Origin of the sequence: Parasphingorhabdus sp. (genome assembly GCF_039982395.1) — a bacterium.
Taxonomy (GTDB): domain Bacteria; phylum Pseudomonadota; class Alphaproteobacteria; order Sphingomonadales; family Sphingomonadaceae; genus Parasphingorhabdus.
In genome coordinates this window covers 967536-987221 of record NZ_JBDWYO010000006.1, presented here as the reverse complement: position 1 = coordinate 987221, position 19686 = coordinate 967536, and the positions used below count along the sequence as shown (strand labels likewise).

Here is a 19686-nt window from a genome sequence, read left to right as displayed (position 1 = left end):
ATGAAATTTGAAGGAGATAATTATGGCTGGTTCAGATCATGGTCCTGCGGGTGATGCAAGGACGGCTCCGGTTGCTGTTTGGCAAGTCTTGGAGAAAATGAGCAAGGAAGAATTGCTCGAATGGCGCAAGGCGGACGTGATCAATCGAGCGCCGCTGGCCGATCGTAATCTGGATATGCCCTTTGCTTATGGCTGGTATCCGGCGATGCTGTCATCTGACCTTGCTGTTGGCGAAGTTAAGCCGTTGCGTTATTTTTCAACCGATCTGGTCATTTGGCGCGGTGAAGATGGTGTGGTGCGAATGCTCGATGCTTATTGCCGCCATCTGGGTGCGCATATGGGCTATGGTGGTCGGGTTGAAGGCAATAATCTCGAATGCCCTTTCCACGCTTGGAGCTATAATGGCGAAGGCACTGTTGAGAGCATTCCTTATTCCAAATCCATCCCTCCACAGGTTAAGCGACCGTGTGAGAAGCAATGGCCGGTTAGCGAAGCCAATCGCTGGATATGGTTCTGGTATCATCCAACCGGTGCAGCCCCCGAATGGGAAGTCGAGCATGTGCCGGAGGCGACAAGCGATGACTGGACGGATTATGATATCGTCGAATGGAATGTTTACGGTAGTCTACAAAATATGGCTGAAAATGGCGTGGATGCCGCACATTTCAAATATATTCATGGCGCGGCATCGATGCCCGATTATGAATTCCAATGGGGTGATATCTGGCGTTCGGCGAGCCTGAAAATGAAAATGGGTACGCCGCAAGGTGAAGTTGATGGCGGAATTGCTTTCAAGAATATTGGCCCAGGGCAGAGCTGGACACGGTTCACCGGTATTTCTGAAACAATCTTGATTTCCTGCATCACACCTGTTGAGAAAGATCATGTCCAGGTTCATTTTTGTTTCTCGCAGCCAAAGGCGCAGGCCGAAGGACCGATGGCCGGAATCGCCCGGGCGATAATCAAGGATATTTGCAAACAATTTGATCAAGACAAAGTAGTCTGGGATCGACAGAAATATCTGCCGGATGCCCTGATATGTGCTGGTGACGGGCCGATAGCCAAATTCCGTAAACATTATGCCCAATTTTATGTGGAATCAGACAAATGAAATATATCGCATTTTTACTGGCATCGCTTCTGTTTGCTTCCTCCGTCTCCGCCGAGGTCACCATATATATGGGAGGCCCCATTATCACTATGGCCGGTGATGAACCTCAGACGGTTGAAGCGGTTGCTGTGGATGACGGGATTATCATCGCGGTCGGCACGAAGGAGGCTGTCAACAAAGCGGCCGGGAAGAAGGCAAGGCAAGTCAACCTGGCCGGCCGCACCATGCTACCGGGCTTTATCGATGCACACGGCCATATCTCGGCTGTGGGCGCGACCGCCGGTTTGGCAAATCTGTCGCCATCTCCTGTAGGTCAGGTGAACAGTATTGCTGATTTGCAGGAAACATTGCGCAATTATGAGCGGCCCCAGGGAGTTCCGGTGATCATCGGATGGGGCTACGACGATTCATTGATTACGGAAAAACGCCATCCGACGCGGCAAGAATTGGACGCCGTTTCGACCGTTACCCCGATCATGATCTCGCACGCGAGCGGTCACCTTGGCGTGATGAACAGTGCCATGCTCAAAATGGTTGGCATTACCGCAGAAACGCCCAATCCGGTGGGTGGTGTCATTCGGCGCGAGCAGGATGGGAAAACCCCGAACGGAATTCTCGAGGAAACCGCCTGGTTCAACAATCTAAAGATGCTTGCTCCAAAATCTCCTGAAGCAAGCCTGCCGGCCCTGATGGCTGGGGCAAAGATTTACGCAGCAAGCGGAATCACAACGGCACAAGATGGCCGTGTAATGCCTGAGGCATGGGCTTCTCTGGCAATCGCCAATGAACGGGGTCAGTTGCCCATTGATATTGTTGCTTTGATTGCCGGTGAACAGCAATGGTCGGCCGAGGTGCTCGCGAAAGTCGGCAAACCGTCAAATGGTCGCATCCGGATTGCGGGCATCAAACTTATACTCGATGGCAGTCCACAAGGACGTACAGCCTGGCTTCGCGACCCCGTGCCCGTTCCACCGGAAGGACAGGGGGCCGATTATCACGGCTATGGTTTGATGAGCGCTGAGACGCTCACCGCCAAATTGAAATGGGTAGCAGACAATGACTGGCAATTATTTGCTCACGTCAATGGAGATGCGGCGGCACAGGCATTGATAGACGGTGTCAGAGCGAGCGGACTGTCAGGCAAGCGCACCGTTGCGATTCACAATCAGGTGGTCGGTGCTGATCAGCTACCCGAAATGCTGAAACTGGATATTCATCCGAGCTTTTTTGCAAATCATACGTTTTTCTGGGGCGACTGGCACCGTGAAGTCTCTATCGGCCAGAAACGGGCTGACTTCATTTCACCGCAAGCCAGTGCCTGGAAAACCGGGCTCCGCCCGACGGCGCATAATGACTCACCCGTGGTACCAACAGACATGATGCGTTTGGTCTGGTCATCGGTAAACCGGCGCACCCGGTCGGGCGACATTTTGGGGCCGCTCGAGCGGATATCCCCCTATCGGGCATTGCAACAAGTGACGATTAACGCCGCCTGGCAGATCCATGAAGATGACAGCAAGGGCAGCATTGCCAAAGGTAAGCGCGCCGACTTGGTCGTTTTGGACGGCAACCCCTTAACAACAGAAGCAATGCAATTGAAGGATATCAAGGTCGTTGCCACAATCAAGGATGGGCAAACCGTCTTTGGTTCACTGAAAGATTAGCCAATGAGAAAACTTCTTCTGATCGTTTTGGGGGTGATCATAATCGGTGCTGGCGCCGGGATTTATTATGTTGAGTCCAAATATCTTGGCATTGGACTTCCCTGGAATGACTCTGTTGATTTGGCGGAAATGCCTGACCTGCCAGAACCGGTCGCTCAGTTAACCGCTGATAGTTCAGGAAAAATCTATTTTCCAACGAAGAGCCCCTATGATTTTTCGCGTCTCTTGACTGGCTTTGACGAGCTTTCATCGCATAGCGGGGTAGGAGAACTTTCCCTGCCAGACGATGCCAGTGCCGAGAATCCGGTGCCAGCGATAATAATATTGCACGGAAGTGGTGGCATCAAGGCTGAGCGGGAAACGGCATATGCTGCCATGTTCAACAAAATGGGTATCGCGGCCTTTGTGCTAGATTATTACACGCCGCGCGGAAATGCAGAGGAAGAACATTATATTCGCAAAGTTCTGTCTGCGACCGAGAGTGATATCATCGTCGATGCATTCTCGGCACTCAAACTGATTGGCACACATCCAGCGATCGATGCAGCGAAAATCGGCGTGACTGGATATTCCTATGGCGGGATGGTGACACGCTATGTCCTCGATCCTCGTCTCAAGAATATTGTCGCTCCTGATGTCCCGCCCTTTGCTTTGCACATGGATTTTTACGGGCCCTGCCATCAGGTGCTCGGCGAAGACCAGACCACGGGCGGTGCGTATCTCGCTATCTTTGGTGATCAGGATAACAGCGTTGATCCAAAGGCCTGTGCCAAGGTGCAAGAAACACTGAAAGCGAACGGCGTTTCGGTGGAAAGCCACATGCTTAAGGGCGCAGGTCACGCGTGGGAAAGCAGCGTTGAGCGGGCGATGTCAGACAATCCTTATGTTCGCGATTGCGAATTTTCTTATCATCCTGAAACCGGCGATCCATTGGTAGACGGGGAACCAGTGTCCAAAGCAAAGGTCAATGCGACCCGTGGTGAGCGGGCCTTTGTGCGAACGGCTATCAGCATCGAAACCCCACATTGTATTGGCGAAGGCTATGTGATCGGCAACGATCCGGCCTCCGACAAAAAAGCTAAGGCTATCATGATAGAATTCCTGAAAAAACAGGGATTTGCCAAAGAAGGAATGCGCTAAATGAGAGGTTTGTCTGACAAGGTCGGTATCATCGCTGGCGGCGGTCGCGGCATTGGTGCGGCCACTGCGAAGCGACTTGCGAGTGAAGGTGCGCATATCGTAATCGGCGATATCATGGGTGACTGGGCGCGCGAAGTCGCCGATGCCATTGTCGCTGAAGGCGGGAAAGCCATAGGTGTGGATTTGGACGGCACTTCGGAAGAGTCCCAAAAAGCCATTGTCGATGCCGCAGTCTCGGAGTTTGGCGGGCTTGATTTTTATCACAGCAATCTGGCAGGCGGCACCGAAGGCGATATTGATGCGCTCAACTGTTCGATCGAAACGCTCGATAAGAGCTTTGCAATCAACGCCAAGAGCCATTTCATAGCGACCCAGGCCGCGCTTCCAGTGATGTTGGAGCGGGGGGAAGGCGCGATGATTTATACCTCGTCCGGAGCGGCCTCAGGCGGAAGCCCTTGGCAGGTTGCCTATCCGATGACGAAAAACGCGATCCATGCTTTGGCACGTCATGTTGCAAGCAAGTGGGGCAAGAAAGGCATTCGCGCCAATGTAATATGTCCAGGCGTGGTGCTGACCGAAGCGGTTAAGATTCACATGACGGATGAACAGGTGGCCGGTTCCTTGAAACGAATGCCACACACGCGCTTGGGTGAGCCTGAGGACATCGCAGCTGCCGTTGCATTTCTAGCCTCGAAAGATGGCGAATGGGTCAACGGGCAAGTCTGGCACGTCAATGGCGGCATGCAGTTCCGCGATTGATGGAAGCAACCTCCCAGCCCCGTCTGACGAACAAGTGGATCGTTCTGTTATTGCTGCTCGGCATTTCTGTGTTCAACTATGGAGACCGATATCTGTTGGCCGGCCTTGTTGAGCCGATCAAAGCGGAATTTAGCGTATCCGACGGATTTATGGGACTGTTGCTCGGCCCTGCATTTGCTGTCTTCTATTCGATTCTGGCCATCCCGTTCGCAATTTACGCAGACCGGCATTCGCGCATCAATATCATCTGCGCGGGCTGCGTTATCTGGAGCCTCTTTACGGTCCTGGGTGGTTTTGCCGATAGTCAATATACGTTAGCGGCGGCTCGCGTGGGCGTCGGTGTCGGCGAGGCTGCATTTCAGGCACCGGCTTTCTCGCTGATCGCCTCGTATTTCAAGCCTGAACAACGGGGTAAGGCCTTCGCGGTAATGGCATTATCCGTCTATATAGGCCAGATATTGGGTTATAGTGGCGGGCCGGCGATTGCCGCGCAAAGCGACTGGCGTATGGCTTTTATAGTCATGGGTTCCGCGGGGTTTGTGGTCGTTGCACTTGCATGGCTTTTGGTAAAGGAACCGCCGCACGAAAAGACCTCTGTGAAGCACCCACCGTTATTCGACACATTCCGCCAGTTAATTCGTGTATCCAGCTATCGCTACATGGCAATTGGCATGGGGCTCGGTGTTATGTCCGGTATTGCCTTCGGATTTTGGGGGCCAACGCTGTTCTCCAGAGCTTATGACATGAGCCAAACCGAAGCAGGCAGCGCATTCGGGGTTGCCTTTACCATCCCTGCTTTCTTGGGTGTTATCGGGTTCGGGGCATTGGTCGATTATCTGACAAAAAATGGTTATGGACGGGCGCTGATGCTATCGGCCATTGCATTGCTGTTCGCCACTTTGTCGATCATGGGCGCGATTTGGGCATCATCGGTCGACCATGCGGTGCTTTGGGCAATTCCTGCGGGACTGTTGGGCGGAGGTTGGTCGGTCGGTCTATATGCGAGCTTGCAGTATATACTTCCCGACAGAATGCGCGCGACCGGAACCGCTTTGGCGATGCTTATTGTGAATATCCTAGGCTTTGTTTTGGGGCCTTGGATAGCTGGGGGAATAAGCGACTATTTCGGCGCAGACGCGACCGGAATTCGACAGGGACTGACCGTCGTCGTTCCGGTCGGCATCGTTGGTGCGCTGCTTATCTGGTTGGGTGCCAAAACATTGGAGCAGGATCAAAGTCTTCTAGCAGATAAGGAAGGCGACTAGCTCTCGGGGGGCTGCGGAGCGCCGGGTACTGACATATAATAATGGCCGGCGTTGAGCCCGCCATCGACAGATAGTTCAGTTCCATAGCAGTAAGCGCCGTCGTCAGAAGCGAGATAGGCTGCCGCCGCTCCGATATCGTCAACAGATCCGGATCGCTGAGCAGGGTAGATCCAATAGCCTTTGTCATAGGTTTCACGGGGGACATTGGTCGGATTTGCCATAGGAGTCAGTATGCCGCCGGGATGGATCGAGTTGACCCTGATACCTCTTGGGCCAAGTTCCAGTGCCAAAGACTTGGTGAATCCGCGAACCCCGAATTTTGAAGCGCAATAGGCGGTTAGTCCGTTTGCACCAGATATACCGTCGGCGGAACTCATATTGACAATAGACCCGCCTCCGGCGCGTTCAATGAACGGGATGGCTGCCTGCGAACCCATGATTGTACCGATTAGATTGACGTTGATGATTTGACGAATATCCTCTTCGGACAGGTCATCCAGCCGCGCGAATTTCAATATTCCGGCGTTGTTGACCAGGATATCTAGCTGACCAAATTTCTCTTCGGCGATTGTGAGCGCACGATTCCAGGCTTCGGACGAAGTGACATCAAGCGACGCAAAGGCAGTCTTGTCGCCCAGCTCACTCGCGAGCTGCTGTCCTTCAGTCTCGAGAACGTCGGTGATCAATACATTGGCGCCTTCTGCGACAAAGCGCCGGACGATTCCTTCGCCAATGCCCCGCGCCCCGCCGGTGACCATCGCTGTTTTTCCCGTCAATCTTTTCATCAAGCGCTCCATTATTTGTCCCGCAACTTTTGCTGGATTTTCCTCTAATAATACGCAATCATGGGTTTCAAAGAGAAAAATGTTACGAAATGCGAAAAAATTATGGCATCAGATAACGCAATATTTGAATCAGGCTGTGCTTTGGTTATCGGTGCAAGCGGTGGAATCGGCGGCAAAGTAGCCGAAGTATTGGCACAGGATGGCGCTGATTTGGCGTTGGTCTGCAATCGCAATGAAGGCCGGATCAAGGCTATTGCCGATAGCGTGGAAACGAAAGCGACCTGTCACCAAGCGGATGTCACCGACAAGCAGTCAATAGAGACTCTGATTGAACAAGTCTGCGCGGATCACGGCCGGATCCATACGTTGGTTTGGGCAGCTGGACCGCTGGTGGAACAACATGCTTTGGCCGATACACCGGAAGAAGAATGGGATCATGCTTTCGCCGTGGAATCACGAGGGTTGTTCCTTGCGATACAGTTGCTGCTCCCGCACATGCGAGAGAAAGAGGGCGGTTCCATCGTTCATCTGGGCTCTGCGGGACATTTGCGTTGGCCACCACGCGATGGTTTGTCGGTGGTCCCGAAAGCCGCAAATGAAAGTCTGATTAAGGGAATTGCGCGAGAAGAAGGCCAGCATGGTATCAGGGCGAATAGTGTGCTTGTCGGCGTTATAAATGCTGGTATGTTCCATGAGTTGATGACAAAGGGCGCTTTCCCTGACGGTTGGGAAGAGGAAACAAAGAAGATGCTCAGTATCAAACGCTGGGGCCAGCCCGAAGAAATTGGCTATGCTGTTAGCTGGTTGGCATCAAAGCGAGCAGGCTATGTAACCGGGCAGCAGATTAATGTATCCGGCGGATTTGGAATATGAGAGATTGTGAATGAGTGACGATTTTCCAGTAGATGATATGGACATGGCGATTGTTGAGCAATTGCGACTTAACGGGCGTGCCACCAATCAGCAAATAGCCGACAAGCTGGAGCTGACCGCTGCCACCGTTTCTGCGCGTATCCGTCGGATGGAAAAAGCAGATAAATTGCGCGTTGTCGCTGTGTCGGACTTTGCTGCACACGGGTTTAACGTGTTGATGGAAGTGGCGATCGAAGTGGATGGTCGGCCGGCATCCGAAGTTGCGCAAGAGCTGGCCGAATTCCCAGAGGTCTTTGCTGCCCATTTGGTCACCGGCCGTTATGATATCGATATGTTGGTCGCATTGCATGATTTTGATGATTTGGCAGATCTGCTTCTCGAGAAATTTTCTCAAGTGCGCGGCATCCGATCAATGGTTCCGGCGATTGTGGTTGATGTTATCAAATATAAATTCGATGTCGCTCCAATCGAAGCGAGGGAAGCGCTATGAGTCAGCCACTTATTGATGATCTTGACCATCAGTTGATCGAGATCCTGTCCAAGGATGCACGGATTTCCAACCGCAAGATCGCGGCGGATCTGGGTGTGACCGAAGGAACGGTTCGTGGCCGGATTAAACGATTGCAGCAGGAAGGCATGATTGCCTTTACAGCGATCACCAGCTTTGGGCTCGCAAACCGCTCCAGGATGGCCTTCATCGGTGTGCAGGCTGACATTGATCAAGTGAAAAATGTTGCTGCGGAAATTGCAGAGCTGCCCATGGTCAATGCCGTAATGGTCACCATGGGGCGGTTCAACATTCTAACCTTTTGTCTTTTTACCGAGTTGGATAAGCTCCATGAAGTGGCGTCTGACCAGATTCTAGCGATAAAAGGTGTGCACCATGTGGAAACATCTATTGCCGTAAAGACCGTAAAATATAATTCCCGGACTGTGAAAATCACGAAAGACTAGCTGTTTGTGATCAACAGCAGCGGGGCGCGAATTTTAGATTTTGCGTAAAAATAATCCATATATAATACGCATAACATCAAGGCGCTGTTCTTTCGGCAATAAACTGCATTGCATTTTGTCAAAATAATTCTGTATATCCATTGTTGGATTTAAGAGGATTCGGAACAATGGCGACAACTGCAGAATATGGTCTGGGCGAATATACATATCCGCGTGGCTGGTTCATGGTTGGCGCCTCCGAAGAAGCCACAACAAAACCGGCAGGCGTTCGCTTTTTTGGCGAAGATATGGTGCTCTATCGCGGAGAGTCCGGCCGGGTGTTTCTGGTGGAAGCCTATTGCCCGCATATGGGTACGCATTTGGCTAATAATTCGACATCTTATGTGGTCACCGACAATGAGCATGTCGAAGGTGACAATATCCGTTGTCCTTATCACGGCTGGCGATTTGGGCCGGACGGCAGCTGCAATGATATTCCTTATTCACCAGCACCGCCACCCAAGAAGGCGTGCCTGAAAAGCTGGAAAGTGGAAGAGCGGGCAGGCTGTATCTGGATGTGGCATGACGAAGAAGGCGGTGCGCCAGACTATGATCTGCCAGAATTTGAAATGTGGGATCAGCCGCATTGGGTGAATTGGAAGATCGACATATTGGGTGAGCTGGAATCCCACCCCCAGGAAATTGTCGATAATATGGTGGACAAGGGTCACTTGGGACCCGTTCATGGCTCAATGGATATGGTGCTCTTTGAAAATGTATTCAGCGACCATACGATCCGTCAGGTTTTGACCGCTGGTCATAAAACACTCGCGGCCTCGGGCGGAGAACCGATGACCAATGACACTTGGTATACCGGGCCGGGCATCTTGCAGTCGATCATGGTTGGCGAATATCCTTCGCATATGCTGATCGCGCACACACCGGTGGAAGATGGCAAGGTTAAAGTCTGGCATGCATTGATGGTGAAGGTCGTCAATGAAGTTCCAACCGAAGAAGATGTCGCAATGGGACGCGGCTATCAGGCGGCCAGCCTGGCAGCTTTCTCGCAAGACTTTGAAATCTGGGGAAATAAGCGCGCCTGTATCAATCCGATGATGGTGAAGGGGGATGGTCCGTTCGATAAAATGCGGATCTGGTACAAACAGTTTTTCAATCCGCGGGTCCGTGCCGGCGAATTCCAGAAACGTGCCAATGGCAAATATGTTTCTCAGGGAACTCTGAACAACCCTTGGGACGAGGTGGCTTGAGATAAGACTGGTTTTGGCCAATTGGGGGATTGGCCACGACAAGGGTCAGGGAAGATCACTCCTCCCTGGCCCTTTTTCTTTGGAGTTTTTATGACTGAAAAACTGTTCGAGCCGATTGCATTGGGCGCCTTGGAAATGGCCAATCGCATCATCATGGCGCCGATGACCCGCGACCGGGCAGGGCCGCATGATGTGCCGACCGATCTGATGGTCGAATATTATAGGCAGCGGGCATCCGCTGGATTGATTGTGACCGAAGGGACCCAGCCCAGCCGGGAAGGCAAGGGCTATTGGCGCACGCCGGGCATCTATTCTCAAGAGCAGATTGATGGCTGGGCCAAAGTGGCGGAAGCTGTGCATGGCGAAGGCGGCAAGCTGGTCATGCAGATCATGCATTGCGGTCGCGTTGTCGTGGCGGACAATCGGGAATATGACGCAGATGTCATCGCTCCATCAGCCATTGCTTGTGGTGACAAAGTCCCGGGGCCGGACGGCGTACCAACGGCAACCGCTATCCCACGCGGATTGGAAACGGATGAAATGCCGGCACTGATTCAAGAATTTGCGCAAGCCGCGAAAAACGCTAGGGCAGCCGGAATTGACGGTGTCGAGCTTCATTGCGCCAGTGGATATTTGGTCCATCAATTCCTGAATTCACGTAGCAATCAACGCGAGGATCAATGGGGTGGGGCAGTGGAAAACCGCATTCGTTTCCCTGTCGCAATTTTGCAGGCGATGGCGGATGCTATTGGCGGGAATCGCGTTGGTTTTCGCATCTCTCCCGGCAACCCGTATAATGATGTCGATGTGAACGATCCGGAAGCCACATTCGCACCATTTCTGAAGGCCGCCAACGATCTTGGCTTGGCCTATGTGCATGTTGTGGACATGGGACTGGAAGGATTGGAGGCGTTATCGATGATCCGCGATAACTGGTCTGGTCCTATTATCACCAACAATGGTCTGAAAGCAGATAGCGCCAACGCGATTCTGGCAGCAGGCCGAGCGGAGGCCGTGTCCTTTGGACGCGCCTTTATCGCAAACCCTGATCTTGTCGAGCGGATCCGAGATGGAGTTGCGCTGGCGAAGCCCGATTATACGAAGCTCTATACTGGCGAAGCTGAGGGATATATCGACTATCCTCGGGCTGGAGAGTGAATGACTGGATTGTCGCAATATATTGCGGTAGCTATAGTTTTCGAACTAGATTCGAAAAAGCAGAAATGTTTGTCAGGGGTGGATAGAAATGAAGCGCGGTCTATTGTTTTTATTGGGGTTTTTTGTTGTCGCGGGCGTGGGTGCCTATTTCTACTATGGCAAAGCGCCGCCATCGGCTGAAGGGTTTAGCAACGAGACAACCCCCAATCTGGCGAGCCTCGTAAAAACGCGCACAAGCACCGAGCAACCCAATGTCATCATCCTGCTTGCCGACGATCTGGGTTGGGCCGATGTCGGTTATCATGGCAGCGATATCAAGACGCCCAACATTGACCGTTTGGCCAAAGAAGGTATGCGATTGGAGCGCTTTTACGCGACCCCGATTTGTACTCCGACACGCTCTGCGATGATGACGGGACGGGATCCGATCAAGCTTGGCCTTGCCAATGCTGTATTGATGGCGTGGCAAGATGGCGGTGTGTCGCTCGATGAAAAATTCATGCCGGAGAGTTTTAAGGATGCGGGCTATGATACCGCAATGATTGGGAAATGGCATCTAGGTCATACGATCGAACAGCATTTGCCGAACGCCCGCGGTTTTGATCATTTCTATGGCCATGTGAACACGCAAGTTGACTATTTTAATCACGAATTTGCCAAGGGGCATGATTTCCAGGAAAACGGAAAAATTGTCGATCACAAAGGCGAATATGCAACCGATGTGCACGGAGACCAATCTGTCCGCTTCCTGACCGAATTGCGCGACAAGACCAAACCTTTCTTCCTTTATGTGCCCTTTTTGGCCCCCCATTCTCCCATTGAGGCGAAGCAAGAGGATATCGACAAATATCCGCGGCGCATCGATACGCCGGTCGGTCCAAAGAAAACCTATGCCGCGATGGTCGACAGCATGGATCAGGCGATTGGCCGGATATTGGATACGCTCGACGAGCAAGGGATTGCCGACAACACGATCATCTTATTCTACAGCGACAATGGAGGTTATCCCAATTTCGGTGCGGACAACACGCCGCTAAGGGGTGGAAAGCTCGAGACATTTGAAGGCGGCATCAGGGTCGCTGCGGTCATGCGCTGGCCGGAAGTTCTCCCCGCCAATACCGTCAATGATGCCGTGATTTCGGTGATTGACCTGTTCCCGACCTTGGCCAGTGCTGCCGGGATTACGGCGGGCAATGTCAAAGAAATTGACGGCGTAGATCGCTGGCAAGCCGTGCTCGGGAAGGGTGATCATTGGCGCGGCAAGCCTCTGATCTTCACCTCTAACATTCCCCTGTACAACCATTTCCAATATGGCGTGCTCGACGGAAAATGGAAAATGGTGCAAACCGTCAACCATCTGCGACGCGAAACAGAAGTCGAAACCCTGCTATTTGACGTGTCTGCCGATCCCAATGAAAAGTCCGATCTGGCGACCAAGCATCCAGAGCAGGTCAAGCGCCTGACCGCGATATTGGATGACCGACTGGCAGAGCATCCCGTCGGCGGGACCTTTGTCCAAATATCGCCGCATCCTGGTTGGCGCGCGCCCAAAGACTATGCCGATGTTGTGTTGCCTGCTGATAAGGTGAACCAAGCGCCTCATGAAGGCTTCGGTGCGGTTGCCAGCAAGTTTTTGCAGCAACGCTATGGCGACAAAGGCAAGATAATCTACGAGTGATATGAAGCGGGCGACGTTCTTGGTTCTTGGCATTTTGGTCGTCGCGGGCATCGCCGCCTATTTCTACTATGGAGATCGATCGCCATCCTCGACCGGGTTTAGCAATGAAACCACCGCCAATCTCGCGGGTTTGGTGAAGCAACGCACGAGCAGCGAACCGCCCAATGTCATCATCATCATGGCCGATGATCTTGGTTGGGGCGATGTTGGCTATCATGGCTCAGACATTGAGACCCCGAATATTGACCGGCTCGCCCGCGAAGGCATGCGGCTGGAACGCTTCTATGCCTTGCCGGTCTGCACCCCGACGCGCTCTGCCTTGATGACAGGACGGGATCCGATAAAGCTGGGCATGGCCAATGCCGGCATCATGCCGTGGAATGATGGCGGGGTGGCGCTCGACGAACATTTCATGCCCGAGAGTTTCCGCGAGGCGGGCTATGAGACCGCGATGGTGGGCAAATGGCATTTGGGCCATACGATCGAACAGCATACGCCCAATGCGCGCGGCTTTGATCATTTCTATGGCCATCTCAATACGCAGGTTCATTATTTTGATCATAGCTTTGCCAAAGGCTATGATTTTCAGGAGAATGGAAAAACGGTTCGCCATGACGGCGAATATGCGACCGATGTGCATGGCGATCAAACGGTGCGCTACCTCAAGCAATTGCGGGACAAATCCAAGCCATTTTTCCTCTATGTCCCGTTCATCGCTCCCCATTCGCCGATGATCGCAAAGCAGGAGGATATGGACAAATATCCCCGACGGCTTGATCTGCCAGCTTCGCCAAAGAAAACCTATGCGGCGATGGTTGATAATATGGACCAAGCGATTGGCCGGATATTGGACACGCTCGACGAGCAAGGCATTGCCGACAATACGATCGTCTTATTCTTTAGCGACAATGGTGGTTTCTCCGCCTTTGGCGCGAGCAACGGGTCGCTTCGTGGCGGCAAGACCGAAACATTTGAAGGCGGCATACGCGTCGCTGCGGTGATGCGCTGGCCCGAGGTGCTGCCGGCCAATAGCGTCAACGACGCGGTTATATCGGTGATGGACTTGCTGCCGACGCTGACCGGTGCGGCCGGTGTAAAGGCTGGGAATGTCAAGGAGCTGGATGGCACGGACCGCTGGGATGCCGTGATTGGGAAGGGCGCCAACCAGCGCGCCGAACCGCTGTATTTTACCTCCAACTCGCCGGTCTACAATAGTTTCATGCACGGCGTCCTGGACGGCAAATGGAAGCTGGTCCAGAGGATCGATCACCAGCGGCGGAGCACAGACGTCGAGTCCATGCTGTTTGATGTCTATGCGGACCCCGGCGAGCAAACAGATCTGGCCGATAGATATCCTGAGCAGGTTGAACGCTTGACCATATCACTGGATGCGCGGTTGGCCGAACATCCGGTAGGCGGTGTCTATGTGCAAGTCATGCCACATCCCGGCTGGCGCGCGCCGCTAGACTATGCGGACGCGATCATCGCGGCGGACAAAATCAATGATGAACCGCATGCGGGATTTGGCTCTATTGCGTCTAAAGTCTTGCAAAGCCGCTATGGCGACAAAGGCAAGATCCTCTACGACTAGGGTGGCTAGAAGGCATCGGGCCTTAGCTGTGCATCCGTTCCGCCATCCACATAGATGATACTACCTTGCATGTAGGCGGCGGCATCGCTCAGCATAAACTCGATCACGCCGGCCATTTCATCGGCCGTTGCAACGCGGTCCTGGGGAATCGGAATGGACTCGACGCTTTTGCCAATCGTGGGATGTTCCGCCGCGCCACGGAACAGCGGGGTCTCGGTCATGCCCGGCGCAATCGCATTCAGTTGGATGCCCAGAGCGCCCCATTCGGCGGCGCGCCGACGCACAGCCCGCGCAACCGCATGTTTCGACATGCCATAGATTAAAGCGGCATGATTATCGCCGATCAATGCCATGGCCTCTTCCTCGGTGCCATCCAGGAAAGCCTTGGCCAAATCACCATTTGGATCCGCCCCCATCTGGGCAGAGTTGGATGAAATGACGGTCACGCGCGCTTTCGACCGGGCGAGCGTGTCCTTTAGCCCGTCCAATAATTCGACAGCGCCATAATAGTTGACCTTGGCGACCAATTGGCCATCGTCGAGATGGCCGCCAAGACCTGCGGCAAGTACCAATATATCAATTGTGCCACCGGATTTTTCCAGAGCACCATCGATGGCAGCCTGTCGACCCTCAGAGGTCGAGAGGTCAGCTGTAATGTCGGCGTCTTTCAGGTCGATCCCGATCACGTCATATCCCTGGGCCTGCAGCCGCGTCTTTACGCATCCGCCGATCCCCGATGCGGATCCTGAAATCACTGCCTTTTTCATATTTTAAGCCCTGTGTTGCGGATTGACCGAAACTTCATCGGTCACGATATTCGTAATCCATAGCTACAAATATTACGCAAAACTAGACGAAATAGCTATTCATAGGCTCACTATGTGACATAATGCCCAATGTGGTTACGATATACGATATCGGTTCAATTGGCTGGGAGGCTGAAAGTTGTTCAAAAAATTAATCTTGGTGGGTTTGCCTTTGATCATCATCGGTTGGTTTGTTTATGGCTATGTAGCCGAAGCGATGCTCGACCGCTCTGACCTGGATCTGGCGCTTGCGCCGGCAGCGACGACAGGCGTCCGACCGATCTCAGAGATCGCGATGCCGCCGAAAAACCTCATGGCTGCAGAGGGCGTAAACCCGTTGCCGCATGGCGAGCCAGCCCAACAAGATTCCACCATTATCGCAGGACCGATCGATATATCACGCAGATTGGAAAAGGATGAACTGGCCTTTGTCCATTTGGGACCTGGCCATTTTGGTGCGTTTAACTCCAGCGAATATCCGGATGGACGGAGGCTGTTGTGGAGCAATGGAGTCAACGGGCTCTATAAGCTCGATTATGAAACCTATGAAATTTACGATCATCTGCCGACCGATAAGGCGAAAGAATTTACCCAGGAATGGGCAGACGATATAACCGCTGATCTGGATGAGAATAATGGCACCACGGCGCTTTACACGTCCTACAAGGCGCTTTCACCGCTTATGAGCCTTTCTGGCATTTACACGGTCGTGGGGCGCAATGGCTGGATCTATATTGCCAAAAAGGATGGCTCCATCGTTGCTTATGGCGACAGCGTGAAGGATGATCCGGCGTCCAAGATCGAACTGAAGGGCAAGTTTCAATTGCCTGCCGAGCTGGCTGGTGCGAGTATTGGTATGAACATGTCCTTCGATGGGTGGATTATCTTCCCGATGGAGCAGGGGCATTTGATTGCCGTTTCAGAAGACTTGAAAGAATATCGGTCGATCCGCCTGAAACATGCCGACACGGAAGATACGTCAACGCAGAGCGTTGGCTATGGCTGGGTTCGCAACTCCATTGCGATTGACAAGGACGGTGGCATTTATGTCGCTTCACGCAATCATATGCACAAAGTGATCTGGGATGGTGATCAATTCTCGACCGATGAGAAAGACGGTGCCTGGACCGCGAAATATCGGAATGGCACGGGCGAAGGCACGGGCGCAACGCCGAGCTTGATGGGCTTTGATGACGAGGACAAGTTTGTCACCATCACCGATGGCGACATTCGCATGAACGTGACCCTGTTCTGGCGCGATGCCATTCCCGCTGGCTGGAAAGCGCCGGAAGGGTCGCCATCCAACCGGATCGCCGGTTTGGCGCCGGCATCGATGGGCCAGCTGGACGTCCAGAAAATCCAGTCGGAGCAAACCGTCATTGTTGCTGGCTATGGCGCGCTGGTGGTGAACAACCGCCCGCGCAACATTCCGTTCTTTCTTCCCAAAGATGGGAATTCGTTGGGGCTTTTGAATGGGCCGCTGGGCGGCAATCCAAAATTCCAGCCTTATGGTGTGCAAAAATTCCAATGGAATCCGGCAAAGAAGCGCCTCGAAATGGCTTGGGTGAACGAGACGATGAGCTCCCCCAATGGCGTGCCTTGGGTCAGCCTGGGCAGCGGGCAAGTCTATCTGATGGGTGCGCGCAACAATGAATGGACGCTCGAAGCGCTCGACTGGGCCACCGGCCAATCGACCTTTCACTACATATTGGGCGGGCAGAAATGGAACAACGAATATTCCGGCCCGACCATTGATGAAAAGGGGCGTGTGTTTGTTGGAACCATGTGGGGCAGGGCGCGAATCCAGCCCAAATTGGTTTCTACTCGAGTCAAAGACAACTAGAGCGCCACACCGGCATTCGCGTAACATAAAAACAATTCAATTACGCATAAGGGCATAAAATGTGCCGTGAATGGCGATATCGTGCATTTTACCCTATTCAGATTACGAAATTGAATTGTGACATTGGCTTTTCCATGATAGTAAAAATGTATAAAAATCGGAAAAAATCCGATGATGCATTATTCAGGAGGGGCAGTTTATGTCATTTGTTCGAAGTTCACGGGTCATTGCGTTCGCGTCAACGACATCTCTTTTGGCTCTATCATCGCCTGCCTTTGCGCAGGACGTTACTGACAGCCAGTCAGGAAACAGCATCATTGTTGTGACCGCGCAGAAAAAATCACAAGATCTGCAGGATGTTCCGATTGCAATCGCGGCATTTGATACAGAAGCGCTAGAAACCAATCGCATCGAAGGTGTCGAAGATCTCGGCAAAGTAGCCCCAGGCGTCTATGTCACGCCAAACCCAGCCGACCCGAATGGCATTCGTTTGAATATCCGCGGTATTGGTACTTTCGATCCACAAGTTGGTCAGGACAGCCGCGTCGCGCTCTATGTTGATGGCGTCTATCTCGGCAAGTCTCAGGGCTTGGCCTTTGACTCGCCTGATCTCGAACGGGTGGAAATTCTCAAGGGGCCACAAGGCACTTTATACGGTCGGAACTCTGTTGCCGGCGCGGTGAATTTGATCTCGGCACGGCCCAATGCTGATGGTTGGTCCGGCAAGCTTAGCGCTGAATATGGCCGTTTCAATCATATGAAATTCAGCGGCGCTGTGAACATCCCCGTTGGTGATGTCGGTGGCCTGCGTATTTCCGGCCTGACAACTGATCGTGATGGCTGGGTGAAAAATGACGGCCCGGGCGTTGATTTTGGCGGTAGTTCGAAACATGGCTTCCGCGTTGCCTTTGGCGCCGATCTGACCCCCGATGTGCGTTTTGATATCGCCGGTGATTATAACAAGACCCGCAGCGAACCGCTATTTTATCAGTCGATTCCCGGATTTGCCAATGCCGGATCGTTATTTGCGGCGGCTGTTACCACAGCGCCCGGGCGACAAAATCGAACGACGACGCCCTTCACAAACGAAAAAGGCAAGCTGATCACCAAAGGTGTGTCGGCCAATCTTGAATGGGACTATGCTGACAATCATAGTGTCAAATTCACAGCGGCGTATCGGGAAACGGACAGCGAACGCTTTTCGACGCTAGTGCCCACCGCCAATCCGGCCATTCTACAAGGTGTTCTGAGCGCGGACATCATTCCTAACCCACCGGCTCCTGGCGGTGTCCCGGGCGTCCAGTCCATCCGCAATCTTGTTGCCGGTTCTGCCTTGGCCTTTCAATTGGCCGGCCGGCCCATCAGACCGGATTTTGCCACCGCCTTCACTGGTCCCTTTGGCCCGAATACCGGCCTGTTCCTCTCGGCTCCTGGCGGCGCGACCAATCTGGAAGGCCATCAGCAGTTCAGTTTTGAAGCCACGTTCAACGGCGAATTTGCCGATGGTGCGATCGAATATACCACGGGCTTTTATTATTATGATGAAGAGACCGGCACGGATGTAAATGATCCCGGCAATGTGGATGATGTGAACTCCTATCTGTTCATCCTTGCCGGATTGAGCCCGGCCTTGGGATCGCCGATCATTACCTCTGCTTTGACCGCCCAGGGACTAGCACCCACGTTGAACAATCCCTTTGTTCCGCAGGCCACCAAGGATTTCCTGATCCAGACCCAGTTGGCGCCTTCTGTTAACACTCTAACGGCCATCTACGGCGGTGCGCGGCAATCCGCGGGCAATGAATTGCGGATCAATTCAGATGCTCTGGCCATTTACGGCGAAATCACCTGGCATGCGAGCGATATGCTCCGCATCACCGGCGGCCTGCGTTGGTCGGATGAAAGCAAGGATGGTGTTGGCCAGGCCAAATCGCCATTCTTCCTCGACAATATTGACCTGCTGGGCAATGTGATCGAGCCCAATATCGGCAGTTTCAGTTTTTCCAAGCTGAACCCGTCGCTCGTCGTCGAATTCGATATCCACGAAGATATCATGTATTATGCGAGCTTCAAACAATCGTTCCGGTCTGGCGGCTTCAACGCCGGCGCGGTCGGATTGCGCTTGCCCGGCGAGACGTTTGGACCGGATTTTCTGTTCGGACGGGAAGATATCAACGCCTACGAATTTGGTATGAAGGCGGATATTTTAGACAATAGGCTCCGGATTAATGCGTCGGGTTTCTACTATGATATTTCCGATCTGCAAACGACGGTCGCCTTGAACCCGATTGTCGCGACATCGCGCGCGGTTGTGAACGCCGATGAGAAGATCTGGGGCGCAGAAGTGGATGTTCTATTTGCTGTGTCCGATCAATTGTCTCTGTTTGGCAGTTACAGCTATATTAACGGCAATGCCGGTGATGTGACCAACCCGCTGACCAATGTCCGGGAAATCCGAACCGAATTGCAAGGCACGCCGAAAAACAGCTTCCGCGTCGGTTTCGATTTCAAGACACCGGTGAGCGATTCTGTCGAGCTCTTCGCCAACGCAAGTTACAGCTACAAGGACGACGTTCTCGCCATTCCGCAAAATGCGTTGCGCCTGTCCAACCAGAATATCGTGGGCGGCCGGATCGGCATCAATTGGGAATCAAATAGCGGTCAGGAATATACGTTTGCGCTCTGGGGCGAGAATATATTTGATGACAAATATCAGATTGATTCCCTGCCTTTTGAAACCTTTGCATTCCGGACCCAAATATTCGGGCAGCCGGCTTCTTATGGTATCACTGCTGGCATCAAATTCTAATAT

The 19686-nt window shown here is 52.9% G+C and carries 16 protein-coding genes; 14 read left to right on the top strand and 2 right to left on the bottom strand.

Features of this window, described 5'->3' with window-relative positions; translation table 11 throughout:
* The first annotated feature begins 22 nt into the window (after positions 1-22).
* The 5 genes from ABJV08_RS14765 to ABJV08_RS14745 are packed head-to-tail and all read left to right on the top strand — an operon-like array spanning position 23 to position 5939.
* A complete protein-coding gene (locus ABJV08_RS14765) occupies positions 23-1111 on the top strand; it encodes a Rieske 2Fe-2S domain-containing protein (RefSeq protein WP_348037327.1) in 1089 nt (362 codons plus the stop codon).
* On the top strand, positions 1108-2775 hold the full coding sequence (locus tag ABJV08_RS14760) for an amidohydrolase (protein ID WP_348037329.1): 1668 nt from the start codon (positions 1108-1110) through the stop codon (positions 2773-2775). Before ABJV08_RS14765 ends, ABJV08_RS14760 begins: the two co-directional genes overlap by 4 nt.
* Positions 2776-2778: 3 nt before the next feature.
* Complete coding sequence (locus ABJV08_RS14755) at positions 2779-3915, top strand: dienelactone hydrolase family protein (protein WP_348037331.1); 1137 nt, start codon at positions 2779-2781, stop codon at positions 3913-3915.
* Complete coding sequence (locus tag ABJV08_RS14750) at positions 3916-4674, top strand: SDR family oxidoreductase (protein WP_348037333.1); 759 nt, start codon at positions 3916-3918, stop codon at positions 4672-4674.
* Positions 4674-5939 carry an MFS transporter gene (locus ABJV08_RS14745; RefSeq protein ID WP_348037335.1) on the top strand — a complete coding sequence of 422 codons (1266 nt, stop codon included), beginning with the start codon at positions 4674-4676 and terminating at the stop codon, positions 5937-5939. The genes ABJV08_RS14750 and ABJV08_RS14745 overlap by 1 nt, the downstream gene beginning before the upstream one ends.
* On the opposite strand, the gene ABJV08_RS14740 is transcribed toward ABJV08_RS14745, so the two are convergent.
* A complete protein-coding gene (locus ABJV08_RS14740) occupies positions 5936-6724 on the bottom strand; it encodes an SDR family NAD(P)-dependent oxidoreductase (protein WP_348037337.1) in 789 nt (262 codons plus the stop codon). The two genes, ABJV08_RS14745 and ABJV08_RS14740, sit on opposite strands and share 4 nt — an antisense overlap.
* A gap of 102 nt (positions 6725-6826) precedes the next feature.
* Here ABJV08_RS14740 and ABJV08_RS14735 point away from each other — a divergent pair, with 102 nt between their 5' ends.
* From ABJV08_RS14735 to ABJV08_RS14705, 7 genes are all read left to right on the top strand, one after another.
* Positions 6827-7597 (top strand): SDR family oxidoreductase, encoded by a 771-nt coding sequence (locus ABJV08_RS14735; protein WP_348037339.1) that lies wholly within the window; start codon positions 6827-6829, stop codon positions 7595-7597.
* A 10-nt stretch (positions 7598-7607) separates the two neighbouring features.
* The gene (locus ABJV08_RS14730) at positions 7608-8087 is read left to right on the top strand and encodes an Lrp/AsnC family transcriptional regulator (protein ID WP_348037341.1); all 480 of its coding nucleotides are present in this window, start codon (positions 7608-7610) and stop codon (positions 8085-8087) included.
* Positions 8084-8551, top strand: a complete 468-nt coding sequence (locus ABJV08_RS14725) for an Lrp/AsnC family transcriptional regulator (protein ID WP_348037343.1) — start codon at positions 8084-8086, stop codon at positions 8549-8551. The genes ABJV08_RS14730 and ABJV08_RS14725 overlap by 4 nt, the downstream gene beginning before the upstream one ends.
* A 167-nt stretch (positions 8552-8718) precedes the next feature.
* Positions 8719-9798 carry a Rieske 2Fe-2S domain-containing protein gene (locus ABJV08_RS14720; RefSeq protein ID WP_348037345.1) on the top strand — a complete coding sequence of 360 codons (1080 nt, stop codon included), beginning with the start codon at positions 8719-8721 and terminating at the stop codon, positions 9796-9798.
* A gap of 90 nt (positions 9799-9888) precedes the next feature.
* Complete coding sequence (locus tag ABJV08_RS14715; RefSeq protein ID WP_348037347.1) at positions 9889-10956, top strand: alkene reductase; 1068 nt, start codon at positions 9889-9891, stop codon at positions 10954-10956.
* Positions 10957-11044: 88 nt separating this feature from the next.
* Entirely contained in the window at positions 11045-12634 is a 1590-nt protein-coding gene (locus ABJV08_RS14710) for an arylsulfatase (protein ID WP_348037349.1), read from the top strand.
* A 1-nt stretch (position 12635) separates the two neighbouring features.
* Complete coding sequence (locus ABJV08_RS14705) at positions 12636-14225, top strand: arylsulfatase (protein ID WP_348037351.1); 1590 nt, start codon at positions 12636-12638, stop codon at positions 14223-14225.
* Between the two features lie 5 nt (positions 14226-14230).
* On the opposite strand, the gene ABJV08_RS14700 is transcribed toward ABJV08_RS14705, so the two are convergent.
* Positions 14231-14992 (bottom strand): SDR family oxidoreductase, encoded by a 762-nt coding sequence (locus tag ABJV08_RS14700; RefSeq protein WP_348037353.1) that lies wholly within the window; start codon positions 14990-14992, stop codon positions 14231-14233.
* Between the two features lie 178 nt (positions 14993-15170).
* Between ABJV08_RS14700 and ABJV08_RS14695 the strand changes: the two genes are divergently transcribed.
* Together ABJV08_RS14695 and ABJV08_RS14690 are read left to right on the top strand one after the other, a co-directional pair.
* Positions 15171-16874 carry a hypothetical protein gene (locus ABJV08_RS14695; RefSeq protein WP_348037355.1) on the top strand — a complete coding sequence of 568 codons (1704 nt, stop codon included), beginning with the start codon at positions 15171-15173 and terminating at the stop codon, positions 16872-16874.
* 199 nt (positions 16875-17073) lie between these two features.
* Positions 17074-19683, top strand: coding sequence for a TonB-dependent receptor (locus ABJV08_RS14690; RefSeq protein WP_348037357.1), 2610 nt, complete (start codon positions 17074-17076; stop codon positions 19681-19683).
* The last annotated feature ends 3 nt before the right edge of the window (positions 19684-19686 follow it).